The organism is Agrobacterium pusense (assembly GCF_013285525.1).
GTDB lineage: Bacteria > Pseudomonadota > Alphaproteobacteria > Rhizobiales > Rhizobiaceae > Agrobacterium > Agrobacterium pusense.
Window position 1 is genome coordinate 431976 of the sequence record NZ_CP053858.1, and the last position, 16311, is coordinate 448286.

Genomic DNA, 16311 nt, shown 5'->3' on the forward strand with positions numbered 1-16311 from the left:
GGATCCTGCCCGCGTCACCAAAAGGCCTTCGGCGTCGATGACGTAAGCGGTTGTGATCAATGTGGATCCCACGCGAGGCATCACGACTTGCGTGGTACAGCTGTATGAAGGAGGGTCGTCCATCTGCAATCGAGGGCTCTCGTGCGTTCAAAATCAAAAAGCCGGGCTAACCCGGCTTTCGTTACTCATCAGAACGGCCAGTAGCTGGCGGCGACGTGATGCCATTGCTGTAGGTGGACCCAAGCGGTATCGAGCGCTGCGCCCACCACAAACACCACGACGAACAGCGCGACCGCAATAAAAATCGCTGGCGCCTCAGTATGGCGATCACGCGCCAACTCATCCGCCAACGTCTGCTCGTGGTACATGTGAAGCAGGCATTTTCCGTTCATCTTACCCTTCCTGGTCAGTTCATCGAGGCGGTTCAACTGCCTTTCCGCAGGTTCCGCCTGTGAGGCTTCGCCTTCTCGGAAGGCTGCCTTTTCTTCTACCATGGGACGCGCAGTCGGAGAAGTCTCAACCTCGATAGTCTTGTCAAACGGGATCACTGTGATCGATGCTTCTGATGCCAGCCAGCCGGACGTCTTCGGACACAGCGCATTCGCCGAGAATGCCGATATTCTAAGAGCCATGGGAAATACCTTTCTGGCCAAGCCGGACGCGGGAGCGGCGGATTGCTGCCAGCGGGTGCGCTGGACAACATTGCAGTCGCAAGGCCAATCAATAATCAGCAGCGATCCGCATGGAACGAAACCGTTGTTCCTGTTGGGCGCAGACAGCGCAGGATACCTCAAAACCTGACATCGAGCCTGGCGTTGACGCCACTGTCCCGGGCGCCATCGCTAAACTTACCCTGATAGGCGATGGCGAGAGTGGCGTCTGGTGCGATATCGAAATTGACACCGGCCTCCAACACGGCTGCATCCCTGGCAAGCGGATTGGAGAGCGCAGTGAAGAAATCGGAGCCGGCGAATGCATGACTGTCGGCTGGCGTCATGTCTCCATAGGCGTGCCTCCATCCCAGCATGCCGGCGAGGTTCATCTGCATGTTTCCGATCCTCACATCGCTTTCGGCGCGAACTCCGACAGTGGTAAAGGTCGTATCTGTCGTTTCGCCGGAGGAGACAAGAACGGCAGCGCCGCCATTTTCCGCGAAGCCATCCGTCTTCACAGAAACATGGGCGAGACTGACGAAGGGCTCGAAATGGCCGGCCGGCGTTTCCATCCGGTAGCCGAGTTCGCTGAAGGCCTGCAACGTGCCGGCATCGTAGCTTGCCGACAGGCGGTCTGCAAAGCCGGTGAACTCGACAGAGCGGCTGGTGTTGATGTTGCTCCAGCCATAGGCGAGACCCGACCGGAACGACAGGGCTTGCCATTCTGCCCCTGCATAGAGCCCGACATGATAGTTGTCGCTCAAGGCTGACGAGGCACGATCATCTACATCAAAGGATGAATGGCTATAGCCCGCCAGCAGGCCCAGGCGCCAGTCATCGGTGACCATTGCGTCGGCGCCGCCGATAAAGCCCCCGGTCGAGCGATCGAGACTGGCGGCATTGCCGTCTGTATCGGTCGACCCCCACGAACTGAAACCCGCGCCCCAGAAAGCAAGGCCAGAGGCCCTCTCGGGAGTTTCAAGGCCAAAGGCTGAACGCAACCGATTATTGACCGTATTCCGGATATGGCGTGAATCCTCAATTAGCCCTGTCGTCACCGATGCATGGATCTCACCGGAAAGCTGGTCAAAAGCTTCGAGCGCCGTATCCCCGTCGAGTTGGACGACCGCGCCGTAAAGCGCGTTACCATTGGGCAGGCCTTCCAAAGCTCGCGCCGTGGCAATCTGGTTGTGCGTCTCGGCGATCGCTGCGAAATCGACATCGTTTCGGGTCAGTGAGAGCGTGATATCATTGCCGTTATAGCCAATTGTGGGATCGAGGAAGGCAAAGTCGGAGGTGACGGTATCAAAGGAACCGTTTACGCCATGTTCTGCAGAGAGGATCGTGTAGGTGGCCGCCTGATCGTATCTGCCGGTCATGCCGATATGGGCAACAGTGCCACCGTTGAGGGTAGCCGACCCCGTCACCTTGATCAGGTCGCTTTGTTTGCCGCCCGGAGCAACCTCGACCTCGTAGCGGGAGCCGGTATCGAATGTCAGGTCGCCATCAACTGTCAGCGTGCCAGTCGAATTGCCGGGTGTAACGGTCGAACCGGAAGACAAGGTCACCGTTGAGCCCGGTCCTGAACCAATCGTGCCTGCGCCCTGCAGGCGCCCGCCACTTCCAATCAACGCGGAGCCGCCGAGCACCTCGTTAACAACAAGCGTCGTGTCAGAAACCTTGCTTACGCCTGCAAAGCTGGAGTTGTCGCCCGTGAGAGCGATCCGGCCTCCGCCATCGAAGGCAAGAGTGCCCGAACCAGAGATGGCTCCACCATAGTTTCCGTTGTATCCTTGGCTGAACGTGAAGCGCGCCGCCGATGCCAGATTGAGATCGCCTGCGAAGTGGTTCGTCGCCGAAACGATACCGCCCTCCATGACGGTCCAGTCGAGCGTTGATACCCCGCCAAGGGCGAGCGTCCCTGCACCACGCTTCACCATCTCGCCACGGGTGCCGCCCATACCAGTGATATCACCGACAAAGCTTCCGTCCCCGACTTGATCGAATATAATGGTTCCGGCGTTGGCGATTGAACCGCGGATCGCATTGGTATCTCCGACCAGAGTTCCCGCCCGCACGAGGGTGTTACCCAGATAGGAGTTTTCTCCTGTCAGTTTCAGAGTGCCGTTGCCAAGCTTTTCGATACCCCCTGGCCCTGAAATCGCGCCGGACAAGGCAAGCTCACGATCGCCGAAAACATCGACGCGGCCGAAATCATTTAGGTCGATCGCACGGCTGGAGCTGAAGCCGGTCGTCGTCGCCAGCGTTCCTCCATCGAAGGTAACTCCCCCCGACGACGCGCCGAGACTGGCGTCCGACGACAGCCACAGGGTCCCCGCGGCAATCCGGGTACCGCCAGTGTAGGAATTGTTGCCGGTCAGTACCAGAGACCCGGCGCCGGTCTTTACCAGACTGGAGGCGCCACTGAGCGTTGCGGATATCCCTGCCGCCATGCCAATGTCTGAAGTTCCGCCATCGCCAACCCTGATGATGGTTTCGCCATCCGGCCCAAGCAGCTCGATAGGACCGCCTGAGATCCGATATCCATCGGTGGCAAACTGCATGCCGGTGACACCGATCGCACCCGCGGTATCGTCGACCGTGACTGCTCCGGACGTTCCCTGAAAGATCGCAAAGGTCGGATTCGGCTTGAAGGATCCGTTAACCGAACCATCGTGGGAAGTCCAGTGACGTCCGTCCGCGGTCCATTTACCGGAGCCCCCATCCACGACATTGTTGTCGTGCAGTGCTGTATCGCCACCGTCCCAGAAGCTGAGCTGCGCTCCGGCAGTTGAGACCAGATTGACCTGGCCATCGGCCGCGGTCTGAATGGAGAGATCATCCGCGGTGACGCCCGCCGGCGTCGAGCCAATGGAAAGGCCATTGTCAGTCAACCCTCCGGCGTAGTCGAACAGTCGGTAAACTCCGACACCGAACCCGCCCTGATCGGTGACGCGAAGCGTGCCGTCGAGTGTGAGGTAACCACCGACGTCGAAAAGCGCCGGCGAGGAGATGCCTCCCAGCGCGACGTCAACGGTGCTGCCCGCGTCGAGCCTCAGATCACCGGTAACCGTCAGTGACTGCCCCTGTCGCCCGGACAGGATGCCGCCGTTGGAAAGAGAGAGGTTGCCCTCGATCGTGCCGCCCCCCGTAACCCGTCCGGCGTCAGAGGCGTCAACATCGCCGTCGAACTGGCCGTTCACTTGCAAACTGCCGCCGCGCACCATTGCCGAGCCTCCGAGGCGGTCCGATACCGTCAACTCGCCCCCTGATATCATCGTCTGACCTGTGAAGCGGGAATTGTCGCCGGTGAGGATCGTATCGCCATTCTCGTGAAGGATCGTTCCGCGCCCGGCGATTTCGGGCGTAAAATCCAGCGCGGAACCGTCCGGAAGACCGGTATGATTGAAGACAAGCGAGCCCGCGCCGCGGCCAAAGAGCAACACTTGGGATTCGAGCGTGCCAGCTGCCGTCGCGCGTTCGCCCGCTGCCGCACCAATATTGATCGTGCCGGTTGAACCAGCGATACTGCCAATATCGGTACTGCCCAGCCCGCTCGCTGCCGTCACCGTGGCGCCGTCGGCGATCGTGAGGACACCGGTCCCCGCATATCCAATATTGAGATTGCCTTTGCTGGTCCAACTTGAACCGCGGCCAGTGACCAAGACATCTCCCTGGGCACCAGATGAATATCCGACAAACCCGGCAGCCTCGTTCGATACCGCGCCTCCGTTCGTGACCGACAGCGAGCCCTTTCCGTCTGTACCGATATAGAGAGTGTCATTGTCCCAAGCAGAGCCGCCACCCGCCACCGTGACCACGCCTTGGGCACCGCTGGCGCGACCGACGAAAGCGGTGGCATTGGAGACATGGCCGCCATCCTCAACCAGCAACGACCCTGTGCCATAAAATCCAACATAAAGTGTGTCCCTGCTGGTCCAGGCTGAACCATTGCCGGTGACCGCCGCATCACTTATTGAACCAGCTTCTTTTCCGATAAAACCGAACGTATTCGAAACTTGGCCGCCGTCTTCGACAGACAATGTGCCCGCGCCGTTGTTACCGATTATGAGGTCGGCAGTATTTATCCAGGATGAGCCCGTTCCGTTGATCCTGGCCAGACCATCCGAACCGGCATAATCGCCCACAGTCCCGCCGAAGCCGGACACCTCGCCGCCCGCCAGGACCGAAAGTTCACCATTACCAAAAACGCCCACGGAAACACCGAGGGAACTCCATGATGATCCCTCTCCTACAACGGTGACCGCACCGAAGGCATCGGCGCCATAGCCCACATAACCGCCCCTGTCGGTGATGACCGATCCTCCCTTCTCGACAGTCAGCGTACCTGTTCCGGAATTGCCAAGATTGAGGTCGCCCAGATTGGACCATCTGGAACTTTTGCCGGTGACAATGACTGCCCCTTTGGTGCCGGTGCCGGTGCCACCGCCGATAACCCCGTAGCCATTGGTGACTGTGCCGCCGCCCTCGATCAGAAGCGTGCCATTGCCTCCGGCATCCCCGACGAAAAGACTATGAGCGTTGGTCCATTGCGAACCAGTGCCAGTGACATTGACATGACCTTCGGCACCCGAACCGGTACCGATGTAACCGAACCCGTTACTGACTGTGCCGCCTGCCCCGACAGACAGAGTGCCCACCCCGCCGCTACCGATTACGATATCGTTGACCATGGTCCAGGTCGAGCCGGTGTCCTTCACTGTCACCGTCCCAGTGGAGCCGGCCTGGACGCCGATGCCGCCATCCGTACTGCTGACCGTGCCGCCCTGCACAACGTCCAGTGTGCCGGTACCGTAATTGCCGACAACAAGGGTGCTATCGTTCGTCCATCCCGAGTCGTCGCCCGTCACGGTTACCTTGCCGATCGCGCCCGGGCCGAAACCAATATGACCGCTCGCATTGCTGACGATGGCACCTGTTTCGATGGCCAGCGTGCCTTCCCCAAGCTGACCAACAATGAGATCGCCGCTATTTTCCCAACTTGAACCGCTACCGGATATGGACGCCGTTCCGATGGAGCCCAGGTTTGCGCCTATGTAGCCATAACTGTTTGTGACCCTACCGCCATCGGCAATGGTGAGTGCACCGCTGCCCATATATCCTACGGAGAGGTAATTGGTATTTGCCCAGGTCGATCCAGCCCGGGTGACAGACACCGTGCCGGCAGAGCCCGCGTAATTGCCGATGTATCCGCTTTGGGCATTGGTGACAGTGCCACCGTCCACGATTTCAAGCGTGCCGGTGCCGAACATGCCGACGTATATGCTGCTGTTGCTCAACCAGCCCGAGCCGGACCCCGCCACAGTCACCGTACCTTCGCCTCCGGCCTGAACGCCGATTTGGCCATACGTGCTAGTTACGAAGCCTCCGCCTTCCACACTCAGCGTTCCCGCTCCGGAATCGCCAATATTGAGGACGCCTCCCACATTCCAGACGGGTGAAGTCGCTGGCAAAGGACTGACGTCGCCGACCGTCGTAACGCTCTGTGCCAATGAGGAAACGGTGGTTGTCACCCAGGCAAGGCAGGAAACAAGCGCGGTGGTAGCCAGCAACGGGAAGGATCGTCTGGCCGAAAATTTATATTGATTGGTCATCCAGCCGCCACCGATGGAACTAGAATTTGACGCCCAGCCCGACCTTGACGGTATGCTGGTCTACATCGACGTTGATACCCTGAAGATCCTTGTCGCCGAAATCGTTGTAGCGGTACTCGACACGGCCAAAGACATTGTTGGTGAAAGCGTAGTCCAGGCCGGCGCCCACTGTGTAGCCGCTGAACGTGGCCTCGTCTTTGCCAAGGCCAGGAACACTCACGTAGCCCTGCGTCGCAGCCCAGCCCGCCGTGGCATAAAGGAGCGCATGATCGAAGGCATATCCAACCCTGCCGCGTACCGAACCGGCCCAGTCTGTCCCGAATTCTGCACCGAGGATTTCCTTTTCGTTCCAGTTGTGTTCAACATCGCCCTCGATGCCGAGCATGAGATTGTTGTCAAACTGGTAATTGTAGCCCGCGAGCGCCCCGAAAAGTCCGCCATTGGCATCTTCGGAACTGGATAAGCCGAAACCGGAGAACTCTCCTGTCGCCCAGGCACCGCCGCCCTGAATGCCGAGATAGGCCCCCGACCAGCTAAAGACAGGCGCCTGGAATGTGACCGGCAACGGCGACTGCTCTGCGACAACGTCGGCGGCCTGTGCTGTCGACGCACAAAGGGCGATGAACGCGGAAAGGACTAGTCTCTTCATGGTAAAATATCCCGGTTGCGATGCGTCAACGGGACGAACGCCTCGAACCGCTGCGCAAATTCGCGGCTAAAGAAGCAAACCTTTCAACTGAACATAAGAACCAATAACCAGTTCGAGGCGAATCTATCCCGGCGCGCAAACTGAACCCCGCAAAATACTCCGAGCGCGCAACGGGGTTTCACCGGCTAGGCAGACAGGCTGGTCACTTTCCCCACAGGGATGCGCGATCGAACCAGCTTTGCGATTCGTGGCCTCCCGTTAGCCAGTTGCTTTGAGCGACGGCGCGGATTTCGCGCGGCGTCAGACCGTGACGGCGTTGAAAGGCGCGCGTGAAATTGTGGGCGTAGACGAAGCCATGCTCGAGACCGATATCCGCTATCGTTTTGTGAGCTTGCGCCGGATCGCGCAGCGCCGCGCGCGCAAGGTCGAGGCGCCGTTTCTGGAGATAGGTTGCAACTCCGCCTTCGCCGGAAAAAAGGTAGGAGAGTTTACGCAGGGAAATACCAAACGCGGAGGCGATAGCGGCCGGGGTGATATTGGGATCCAGCGCATGTGCATCGATGTATCGGCGGATTTCGCCAAGTTGAGCGACGGATACTCCCTGCGAAAAATCTTCTCTCTTGGCTCGGTTCAACGTGGCGGCGACGAGCTCGAGGGTTGGGGAAGCCAGCGCCGCAGCTTGGTTCTCGCTGAGCAGTGGAAGCGTGCGCCAGAGATTGTCCAAATGGTGGCGCAGTAATGCTGCCATAGGTTCGTCGGCGGCGAGAACGCTCATATTGTGTTGGTCGGGGTTGTCCAGCAACGGCGCAAGCAGGGGCCGGGGAACGAACAGGGTCAGGTTGGCAAAATCGCTTGCCGCTCCCGCATGGGCCTGTGCTGCATCGTGAATGACCAGGTCTCCCGGCGCAGCCTCGGCTTCCCCCCGTCCGTCCTTGCGACTCCAGCGGCCGGCAAGATAGTATTGAAGCTCGAAATGATCGTATCCATCTGCGCCGATGCGATAACTGGAACGGCTCAGTTTTTGTGCGACGCTGACGCAGTAGGTAAGCAGGAGTTCGCCGAGCCGGTAAGTACAGTGCTTCGTATAAAATGTGTTGGGCTGCGCGATGTTGACGTCATAAAGCGAGCCGGCCGTTTCCTGCCAGAAGTCCAACGCCTGTTTCAAAGGCAGTGCCCGGGTATCCGTTTTGAACACAAGATTGTCCGGATCGCCAGTCCTGATCTGATCTATCTGTTTCTCGCTCATGCCAGATTCACCAGTTAGTCGTAGCGCGCAATTAACTGCCCAATTTAATCGCCCCAAGACGACTACACTCGAGTCGGGGTTCGCCCACGAAAGAGTTTAAGACACCGTGTCGCCGCCGATTGCGTGGGAACTTGGATCGATGCTGGCGGTGCTTGCCAAATTGTGTTTCGCGTCCAAAAGCACCGCGCATTTTGAGAGCATCGGCAAAACTGAGTCAACTGCAGGGTCAGGGGCCAGAAGGGAAAATCTGGGGCGGGTCGAAAATGTGGGGCGACGCTGGAACAAAGCGGTGCCCGGAGCGTTAGTAAACCGCCTTTTCGTCCGGGAATGCGTCAGGCGGGAAACGGCGAATGGGATTTTCAATGTCGAATGCCGAAAATGATTCAGATCTACAGCTGAGTGAATACCAGGCTATCATCGCGGGTGGCCGAGCTCTTCTGGATGCGGTTCCCGCGGCGGTGTATGTGTGCGACAGGAACGGGCTCCTAGTCTCATACAACGCTGAGGCCGCACGGCTTTGGGGTAGATATCCTCGAATACGAGATCCACGAGACCGTTTCTGCGGATCTCTCCACCTTTATCTGCTTGACGGGTCAAACCTTCCCCATGACAGTTGCCCGGTTGCCGAAGCTGTCCGTTCAGGCGAGGAAACGCGTAACGGCGAAGTCGTAATGGAGCGGCCCGACGGCTCGCGTTTTGAAGCATTGGTAAATGTACGCGCACTGCTTGACCGGGACGGACGTATTGAAGGTGCCATAAATTGTTTTCAGGACATCTCTTCACAGAAGGCTCTTGAACGGCAAGCAAATCGACACGCCGCCGACCTGGAGGACTTTTTTGAAAACGCTGCCGTTGGGCTCCATATCGTCAGCAACGAAGGAATCATTCTGCGGGCAAACAAGGCCGAGCTTGAGTTGCTGGGTTACACTGCGGAGGAATATGTCGGCAAACATATCGCCTCCTTTCATGCGGACGCCCGGGCAATCGCCGATATACTGGACAAGCTGAGCTGCGGCAGAAACCTCGATAGGTACCCAGCCAGACTTCGCGCCAAGAACGGGCAAATCAAGCATGTGTTGATCACTTCGAACAGTCGCTTCGAGGACGGACGTTTTATAAATACGCGCTGCTTTACCACTGATGTCACTGATGTACATCAGGCAGAACTTGCACGTTTCGAAAGCGAAGAACGTCTTGCGGCAACCTATCAGGCTGCGACGATCGGTATCGCAGAGGCAGATTCAGCTGGACGCCTTCTGCGGGTAAACGACGCGCTTTGCCAAATGCTCGGACGTTCTGAAGACGAACTCCTCGCGATGACGTTTCTTGATTACACGCACGCCGAAGACAAAAAGCAAGACGCAGAGCGCTATGCGCAGCAAGTCGAGGGTAAAATCGACAGCTACGTATTGCGCAAGCAGGCGATCAAACCGGACGGCACGTCCGTGTATCTCGACGTTCATAGCTCGTCGGTACGGGACGCCAAAGGAGAGTTTCGTTATGGCGTGCGCGTCCTTATCGACGTCACCAAAGCCAAACGGATGGAAGACCGAATACGAGAGAACGAGAGGAACCTGCGTGACCTTCTCGAGGCGTTACCGGCCGCGGTCTACACTACCGATGCTGACGGTCGCATCACGTTCTTCAACCGTGCGGCGGTAGAGATGGCCGGCCGCGTTCCGGCGTTGGGCGATGAGTGGTGCGTCACCTGGCGGCTCTTCCGAACGGACGGGACCTTTCTGCCGCACGACCAGTGTCCGATGGCGGTCGCCATTAAAGAGGACCGACCAATTCGCGGAGAAGAGGCGGTTGCTGAAAGGCCGGATGGGACGCGCGTTCCGTTCATCCCCTACCCCACTCCGTTGCATGACAGCGAGGGTAGGCTGACGGGCGCCATAAACATGCTGGTTGACATTTCGGACCGGAAGAAAGCCGAAGAGTTTGCGGAGCGGTTGGCCGCGATTGTCACCTTCTCGGACGACGCGATCGTCAGCAAGGACACCCAGGGCATAATCCAGACGTGGAACAAGGGTGCCGAACGGCTTTTCGGGTACGCGGCCGCGGACGTGATCGGAAAACCGATTACGATCCTCATCCCGCCCGAGAGGCAGGACGAGGAGCCGGAAATCCTTGCACGCATCTGCAGGGGCGAACATATCGAGCATTACGAAACCGTGCGCATGAAAAAAGACGGAAGCCTGATCGACGTCTCGCTCACGGTTTCTCCCTTGAAAGATGCCAAAGGGCAGATCATCGGGGCATCGAAAATCGCCCGCGACATAACGGAGAAGCGCCAGGAGGAGCGGCGACATCTGTTGCTCATTAACGAGCTGAACCACAGGGTGAAAAACACCTTGGCAACGGTGCAGTCCCTCGCTTCCCAGACGTTCCGTGGCGAACGGGACAGTCACGCCTTCCGGCAATTTGAGAACCGCCTTGTTGCGCTTGCCCGAGCACATGACCTTCTCACGCAAGAAAGCTGGCGGGGTGCCGATCTGCTAGAGATTCTGAACAGGGCGCTCCAGGCCGTATGCCCCGATCGGGAGCGCCAGCTTGAGGTATCGGGACCGCCCTGCCGGTTGAATCCCAAACTCGCGCTCTCCCTGTCGATGGCCTTTCACGAACTTGCCACCAACGCAACGAAACATGGGGCTCTGTCGGTTGATGCAGGCAAAGTCGCCGTTGACTGGAATATTGAGGGAGACGGGGAAGACAAATGGCTTCATCTCAGATGGAGAGAGCTACATGGTCCAAGCGTCACGGCTCCCGAAAAAAGAGGATTTGGCAGCCGTCTTCTTGAACAGGCCCTGGCTCGTGAACTGAATGCGCAGGTCCTCCTGTCGTTTCCCAAGTCTGGCGTAAACTTCAGTTTGACCGCGCCCCTGCCCGCCTCACATCCTGACGAACGGAACAAACACTGATGACTGTCCCTGGAAGGAAGCTCCGCATTTTCATCGTTGAGGATGAAGCACTGGTGGCGATGTTGATGGAAGATATCGTAACGGATCTTGGCCACGAGGTGAGCACTATAGCGTCGCGCGTGCAGCAGGGTTGCGAAATCGCGCGTAGTGGAGACTTTGATGTCGCTATTCTCGATGTCAATCTCGATGGACAAACGAGTTATCCGATAGCGGAAATTTTGCGGGAACAACGCATCCCGTTCGCGTTCGCGTCGGGCTATGGTGCCAAGGGACTGGACCGTTCATATGCCGACGTGCCGACACTTTCAAAGCCCTACGTCACAGAGGACGTCGAGCGCCTGATAGCTGGGCTAATTCGTTAGCAATCTGTAAGACGACAAGCAGGTGTGGCGCCACCGGCTTCCTACAAATCCAATGCAAGTGGCACAGTGCAGTCGCCGCGATGCCGATCGGTAGTGCCCCGCGTGTGGAAACAAACCGATAGTTCCCGCGTTTCGGCGAGGGACCAGTAAATGATGGCGACGCTGAGGCCCATTCAACCGGAGCGACCACATGCCTTATCTTGTTGAGATCCTGCTTCCTGTCACTCCCGCTGTGTCTGACCGCGCGCTTGAAACGGTCCGTGTCGAACTGACCAACCGTTTCGGCGGTGTGACGGTTCATGATCCCATCCCGGCCGACGGCTTATGGAAGGATGGCAGGAAGGTTGAACAGGACCGTATCCTTCTGCTCGAGGTCATGACCGACGAACTCGATCGCCACTGGTGGGCGCAGTATCGCCAAAGTCTTGAGACGCTGTTTTCCCAAGATGAAATCATCGTACGCGCATTATCCATTGAAAGACTGTAGCAGACAGGAGCCAGGACATGATCATTGGATACCACGCGTCTCACGAGCAATTCGCACCCGCCGAGTTGCTGTCATTCGTCAAACAAGCCGAGCGAGCGGGTTTCGATGCTGTGATGACCTCTGACCATATTACCCCGTGGAGTGAGCGCCAAGGCAACTCAGGCAACAACTGGACCTGGCTGGGAGCTGCCATGGCGGTCACGACGCTGCCCTTTGGCAGCCTCGCCATTCCCGTCGGCTTGCGCTATCACCCGGTTACGCTTGCGCACCTGATTGCCACTCTCTCGGAAATGTTTCCCGACCGGCTTCGCTGGATCGCAGTCGGAAGCGGCGAAGCTGTAAACGAACATGTCGTTGGCAAGGGCTGGCCGGACAAGCAGGAGCGCGACCAACGTCTGCAGGCGGGGGCTGACATCATGCGAGGTCTTCTGAGCGGTGAAACAGTGTCCCGTGCATTGCCATGGTTTTCCGTCGACAATGCGAAGCTCTGGTCGCTTCCCAGGCGGCCTCCGGTCGTGTTCGGCGCTGCACTGTCAGCGGACACTGCTGCATGGATGGGGGGCTGGACAGATGGTCTCCTGACGGTACGCAAGCCGGCTCGGGAGATGGCGGACATTCTTGACCGGTATCGAGCGAAGGGTGGCGTTGAAAAGCCGCTCGTGCTCCAGCTGCAGCTCAGTTGGGGGGCCACACGGGACGAAGCGCGTATCGCCGCCTGGGACCAGTGGCGAACGGCAGCCGCACGGGCAGATCTCCTCGCGGACCTTGCAAGTCCGGCAGATTTTGACAACTTGACCCGCGAGGTCCCGCCGGAGGAGATGGACGAGTGCGTCCCCCTTGTCAGCACTGCGGGCGACATCCTTCGGCTCCTCGATGAGTGCCGTCCCTACGGCGTCGGCGAAGTTTACATTCACAACGTCTCTCGCGATCAGGCTGGCTTCATTCGATTCATGGCGCGCGAGGTGCTCCCGAAATTACCGCAACGCCGTTAACGTCATCCTGTATCCAAGGGATCTGGAACGGACTGGGAAAAGGAAACCTGTTGCTCATGGACAGCGGTCTGCTCGTTGGTTATCTCGCATCAATATGCTCCGTGGCGAGCTTCATCCCTCAAGTCTGGAAGGTTACGCGGTCAGGCGACACGGAAGCGATTTCAGTGCGGATGTATATGTTGACTGTAACCGGATTTGCGCTTTGGACGACGTTCGGTCTTCTTCGAGGCGAATGGCCGATCATTGTCACCAACTCCCTCTGTTTTTGCCTGTCCGGTATAGTCCTTTTCCAAAAACTCCGGACGCGCAGCTTGTCTGAATGAGAGCGCCGGATTTACGGGCAACAGTGGCAATGGCGCCTGTTGAGGCAAGCCCAATGGAGCCTCGGTTGCCGCAAAGGTCCGGCTCGGTTCCGGTGTCATTGATACTCGTTGCCCGGTTACAGCTGTCGTCCCAGCAGCGCCGGCTGTTTCAAGCTGTTGCACCTGCGCGACTAGTCCATGCTGGATTATCACGCGAGGCGACCGGCGTGCATCTATGAGTAGGCATGTACGGGTGTCCGAGTATGCCGATCATTCATCCCGGCTGGCCCAGCGGATCCGTCAAGGATTTGACACGACCGCCAACGCTCGCTGAACGGGCTGGCCAGCCTGCTTCGAGCTGCGTCCGGTGCGCGATGTCTGGTCGCCAACCAGAAAGGGGGTGACTACGCGCCGGTAGTCGTTTCTGATCCATGTCAAGCTCCGGCGTCCAAACGCAGTGCGTTTGGGAACGCGCAGACTTCTCAAGCGGTGGCTGAAGGCGATATCCCCGATCTGCTTCGCGCTGTACTGGTCAAGCTCTGGAAAGCGGAACGAACCTCTCCCTTACTTCGACGTTTCGGGGACCGTTAGTTCGACAGGGACTCCGTCAGGATGCCTACAATCATAACGAGCTCGAGTACGCCACCAGCCACAAACAGAGCAGACATCACAACCGTAGCATAACCACCGCTTGGCCTTGGCGGGCTACTGTAGCTGACGGCGTTCAACACACCGCCGAAGAGCCAGATTACCAAGTCGGCGACGCCTACCAGCACCCATGTTCCCGATAAAGCTTCCACTGCCATCACCTTTTTCCTCTGCGCGAAACCCGCCTCCTGGGAGGCGGGTTTTTTGGGTGGCAAAATGCTCACATCTGTTCCTTCTGCGCCCCGCCGCCCGGCTTGGCAGGACCGAGCTCCGGTTTCTGCCCTAAGGGCTCGGAGATCTTTGTCGAAAGCTCCCCTTTCCCATCGATGGAGGGTCCTGTGCTCCAGCGACCTTGCGCCGGCTCGCTCCCATCGTACTGGAAGCCCAGATAGGAGTAGCTGAACTCCTGCTGTTCCAGCTCTTGCGGAAAGCTGTTGGGAATGGGAAAGACATTTTTTGCCCCGCCCAACTCCTCCAGCGCGGCAAGCCACTGGTTTTGATGCATCGTGTCTCTGGCAATGAGGAACGACAGCATGTCCTTCATGCCCGGGTCGTTGGTCATGTTGTACAGCCGCACAGCAAGCACCCGGCCTGTCGATTCCGCGGCAACATTGGCGGTCATGTCGGCAGCAATGTTTCCGCTGGCATAAATATGCGACATGTCAAAAGGCACGCCGTCTGAATCGACGGGCATAGCGGCGAGCCCGGACGATAGCATGTTCTTCAGATTGACTCCGTTCAGCACGGCTCCTCCCACCGCATCGCCAGAGATTTCCTCCCGCAGCTTAAGGGGCGCACCTTCAAGATTGAGGGCAACGGCGGTGGCGAGCATTTCGATATGACCGAGTTCTTCCGTGGCCGTGTTCATGAGAAGGTCACGAAATTTCGGATTCCCGCGCGCGCCGCACGCCTGGAAAAAATATTGCATGGCGACCCGGATTTCTCCTTCCACGCCGCCAATTGCCTGCTGAAGCGCTCTTGCAAACAGCGGGTCTGGTGTCTCCACTCTCACTGGGTACTGCAGCTTGTTGTCGGTATAAAACATCTGATGTCTCCTCGTTTCATCGACCGCCCAACCGGGCGCCGCGGGGATTGTTCCGGCCCATCACGCAGAACGAGCACAACACGCAACGTGCCAGCGCGTGCCCGGATATCGGCGGGAACTTCCGTGGCGAACAACGGTTGGGGGCGCTCATCAAGGAGGATTAAGAATGACAACCGACGTGCGCGAAATTTTTGTGACCGGACTGCGTAATGCCCACGCCATGGAAAACCAGGCTCTGTCGATCATGAAGCCGCAGATTTCAAGGATCGAGAATTATCCGGAGGTGAAGGCCCGACTGGAACTTCACTATCGAGAGACGGAGGGACAGATCGCCCGCCTTGAGGAAATCCTCAATGGACTGTCGGAATCGGCCTCGACAATAAAGGACACGGCGCTTTCCATTACAGGCTCTCTCGCAAGCCTCGGGCATACAGTTGCCGGAGATGAGATCATAAAGAACAGCCTCGCGAATTTTGCCTTCGAAAATTACGAAATTGCTGCCTACAAGTCTCTGCTGACCCTCAGCGACCATGGAGGCTATCAGGCAGCTTATTCTGCACTCCGAAGCAACCTCGAAGAGGAGGAGAACATGGCGCGGTGGCTGGAAGACAATCTGGAAAAAGTGACCCTGGAATTTGTGGCACTCAGTGAACAGGGACAGACCGCCAAGGTCTGACCTTTCGCTTCGGACCAATCGATGAGTCACGCGGAATTTCATGATATCCGGCGGAGGGGCACGTTGCATTCTGACAACTTCGACAAAGGCGACATCTTGTGCTGTGTTTTTCTTCCTTTTGTAGAGGAGGTACGCCGTGTGGCTCATCATTCCGGGCGGATCGAAACAAAACGCCGGCTTGCCGAAAAAGCGGTGGCTTATCTTGATCTGCTCGAACCGGCCTTCAGACAGCAAGGGGGCCTCGCCGTCAGGCAACGGCAAGCAGTGCGCAAGTTCCGCACCTCGCCGGGCTCAGTCGACAGGTCGGAAGCCGACATGGATGAGCTCCTGCGCGAGGCCACGCAGCAAATCGAAGCCATGGTTCTCCTGATGGATGTAAGATCTGGGTAACCTCGAGTAACACGTGTTGATAAAGCGGCGATGTTGGCGTGCTCGCCTTACGACCCTTCTCGCGGAGAGACACATGGGCGGCCGCCAGCCGATCTGAACAACAAATAGCAAGCTTCCTCGGGCGCAATTCTGAAAACTTGCCGGCGCCGTCCCTGGCAGTCGGTGGCTGGACAGTTGGCGACTTTCTCGACGTTATACCCGCGTTCTCTTCCGTCTTGAAGAAACGTGTCCTGCCGACGAGCTAAGTGTCCAGTGTCGACTCCAGACGGGGCCAATTTCGCTGATCGGGCATACCACCAGCGCGAGCAGAAACGGGCGTCTCGGT

At 58.2% G+C, this 16311-nt stretch carries 14 protein-coding genes; 8 read left to right on the forward strand and 6 right to left on the reverse strand.

Annotated features, from left to right (window positions below):
- Positions 1 to 188 precede the first annotated feature (188 nt).
- The gene (locus HQN82_RS25230; protein ID WP_234904938.1) at positions 189 to 494 is read right to left on the reverse strand and encodes a hypothetical protein; all 306 of its coding nucleotides are present in this window, start codon (positions 492 to 494) and stop codon (positions 189 to 191) included.
- Positions 495 to 549: 55 nt separating this feature from the next.
- Here HQN82_RS25230 and HQN82_RS25235 point away from each other — a divergent pair, with 55 nt between their 5' ends.
- On the forward strand, positions 550 to 801 hold the full coding sequence (locus HQN82_RS25235) for a hypothetical protein (RefSeq protein ID WP_173616348.1): 252 nt from the start codon (positions 550 to 552) through the stop codon (positions 799 to 801).
- Here HQN82_RS25235 and HQN82_RS25240 read toward each other — a convergent pair.
- The 3 genes from HQN82_RS25240 to HQN82_RS25250 all read right to left on the reverse strand — a co-directional run bounded on the left by HQN82_RS25240 (position 791) and on the right by HQN82_RS25250 (position 8163).
- A complete protein-coding gene (locus HQN82_RS25240; protein ID WP_173616349.1) occupies positions 791 to 6268 on the reverse strand; it encodes an autotransporter domain-containing protein in 5478 nt (1825 codons plus the stop codon). The genes HQN82_RS25235 and HQN82_RS25240 overlap by 11 nt on opposite strands.
- Before the next feature lie 19 nt (positions 6269 to 6287).
- Positions 6288 to 6917, reverse strand: a complete 630-nt coding sequence (locus HQN82_RS25245) for an outer membrane protein (protein ID WP_173616350.1) — start codon at positions 6915 to 6917, stop codon at positions 6288 to 6290.
- A gap of 202 nt (positions 6918 to 7119) precedes the next feature.
- Entirely contained in the window at positions 7120 to 8163 is a 1044-nt protein-coding gene (locus tag HQN82_RS25250) for an AraC-like ligand-binding domain-containing protein (RefSeq protein ID WP_173616351.1), read from the reverse strand.
- A 362-nt stretch (positions 8164 to 8525) separates the two neighbouring features.
- On the opposite strand from HQN82_RS25250, the gene HQN82_RS25255 reads away from it, so the two are divergent.
- The 5 genes from HQN82_RS25255 to HQN82_RS25275 all read left to right on the forward strand — a co-directional run bounded on the left by HQN82_RS25255 (position 8526) and on the right by HQN82_RS25275 (position 13248).
- Positions 8526 to 11084 carry a PAS domain S-box protein gene (locus tag HQN82_RS25255; protein ID WP_173616352.1) on the forward strand — a complete coding sequence of 853 codons (2559 nt, stop codon included), beginning with the start codon at positions 8526 to 8528 and terminating at the stop codon, positions 11082 to 11084.
- Positions 11084 to 11446 carry a response regulator gene (locus tag HQN82_RS25260; protein WP_173616353.1) on the forward strand — a complete coding sequence of 121 codons (363 nt, stop codon included), beginning with the start codon at positions 11084 to 11086 and terminating at the stop codon, positions 11444 to 11446. Before HQN82_RS25255 ends, HQN82_RS25260 begins: the two co-directional genes overlap by 1 nt.
- Before the next feature lie 190 nt (positions 11447 to 11636).
- Positions 11637 to 11933, forward strand: coding sequence for a hypothetical protein (locus HQN82_RS25265; RefSeq protein WP_173616354.1), 297 nt, complete (start codon positions 11637 to 11639; stop codon positions 11931 to 11933).
- Positions 11934 to 11950: 17 nt separating this feature from the next.
- Positions 11951 to 12925, forward strand: coding sequence for a TIGR03885 family FMN-dependent LLM class oxidoreductase (locus tag HQN82_RS25270; RefSeq protein ID WP_173616355.1), 975 nt, complete (start codon positions 11951 to 11953; stop codon positions 12923 to 12925).
- A 56-nt stretch (positions 12926 to 12981) separates the two neighbouring features.
- Entirely contained in the window at positions 12982 to 13248 is a 267-nt protein-coding gene (locus HQN82_RS25275; RefSeq protein WP_173616356.1) for a SemiSWEET family sugar transporter, read from the forward strand.
- 566 nt (positions 13249 to 13814) lie between these two features.
- Here HQN82_RS25275 and HQN82_RS25280 read toward each other — a convergent pair.
- Complete coding sequence (locus HQN82_RS25280) at positions 13815 to 14099, reverse strand: hypothetical protein (protein WP_234904939.1); 285 nt, start codon at positions 14097 to 14099, stop codon at positions 13815 to 13817.
- Positions 14096 to 14920, reverse strand: coding sequence for a manganese catalase family protein (locus HQN82_RS25285; RefSeq protein ID WP_173616357.1), 825 nt, complete (start codon positions 14918 to 14920; stop codon positions 14096 to 14098). Before HQN82_RS25285 ends, HQN82_RS25280 begins: the two co-directional genes overlap by 4 nt.
- Before the next feature lie 166 nt (positions 14921 to 15086).
- Between HQN82_RS25285 and HQN82_RS25290 the strand changes: the two genes are divergently transcribed.
- Together HQN82_RS25290 and HQN82_RS25295 are read left to right on the forward strand one after the other, a co-directional pair.
- Complete coding sequence (locus HQN82_RS25290) at positions 15087 to 15596, forward strand: ferritin-like domain-containing protein (RefSeq protein WP_173616358.1); 510 nt, start codon at positions 15087 to 15089, stop codon at positions 15594 to 15596.
- A gap of 21 nt (positions 15597 to 15617) precedes the next feature.
- A complete protein-coding gene (locus tag HQN82_RS25295) occupies positions 15618 to 15986 on the forward strand; it encodes a hypothetical protein (RefSeq protein ID WP_234904940.1) in 369 nt (122 codons plus the stop codon).
- Positions 15987 to 16311: the final 325 nt, after the last annotated feature.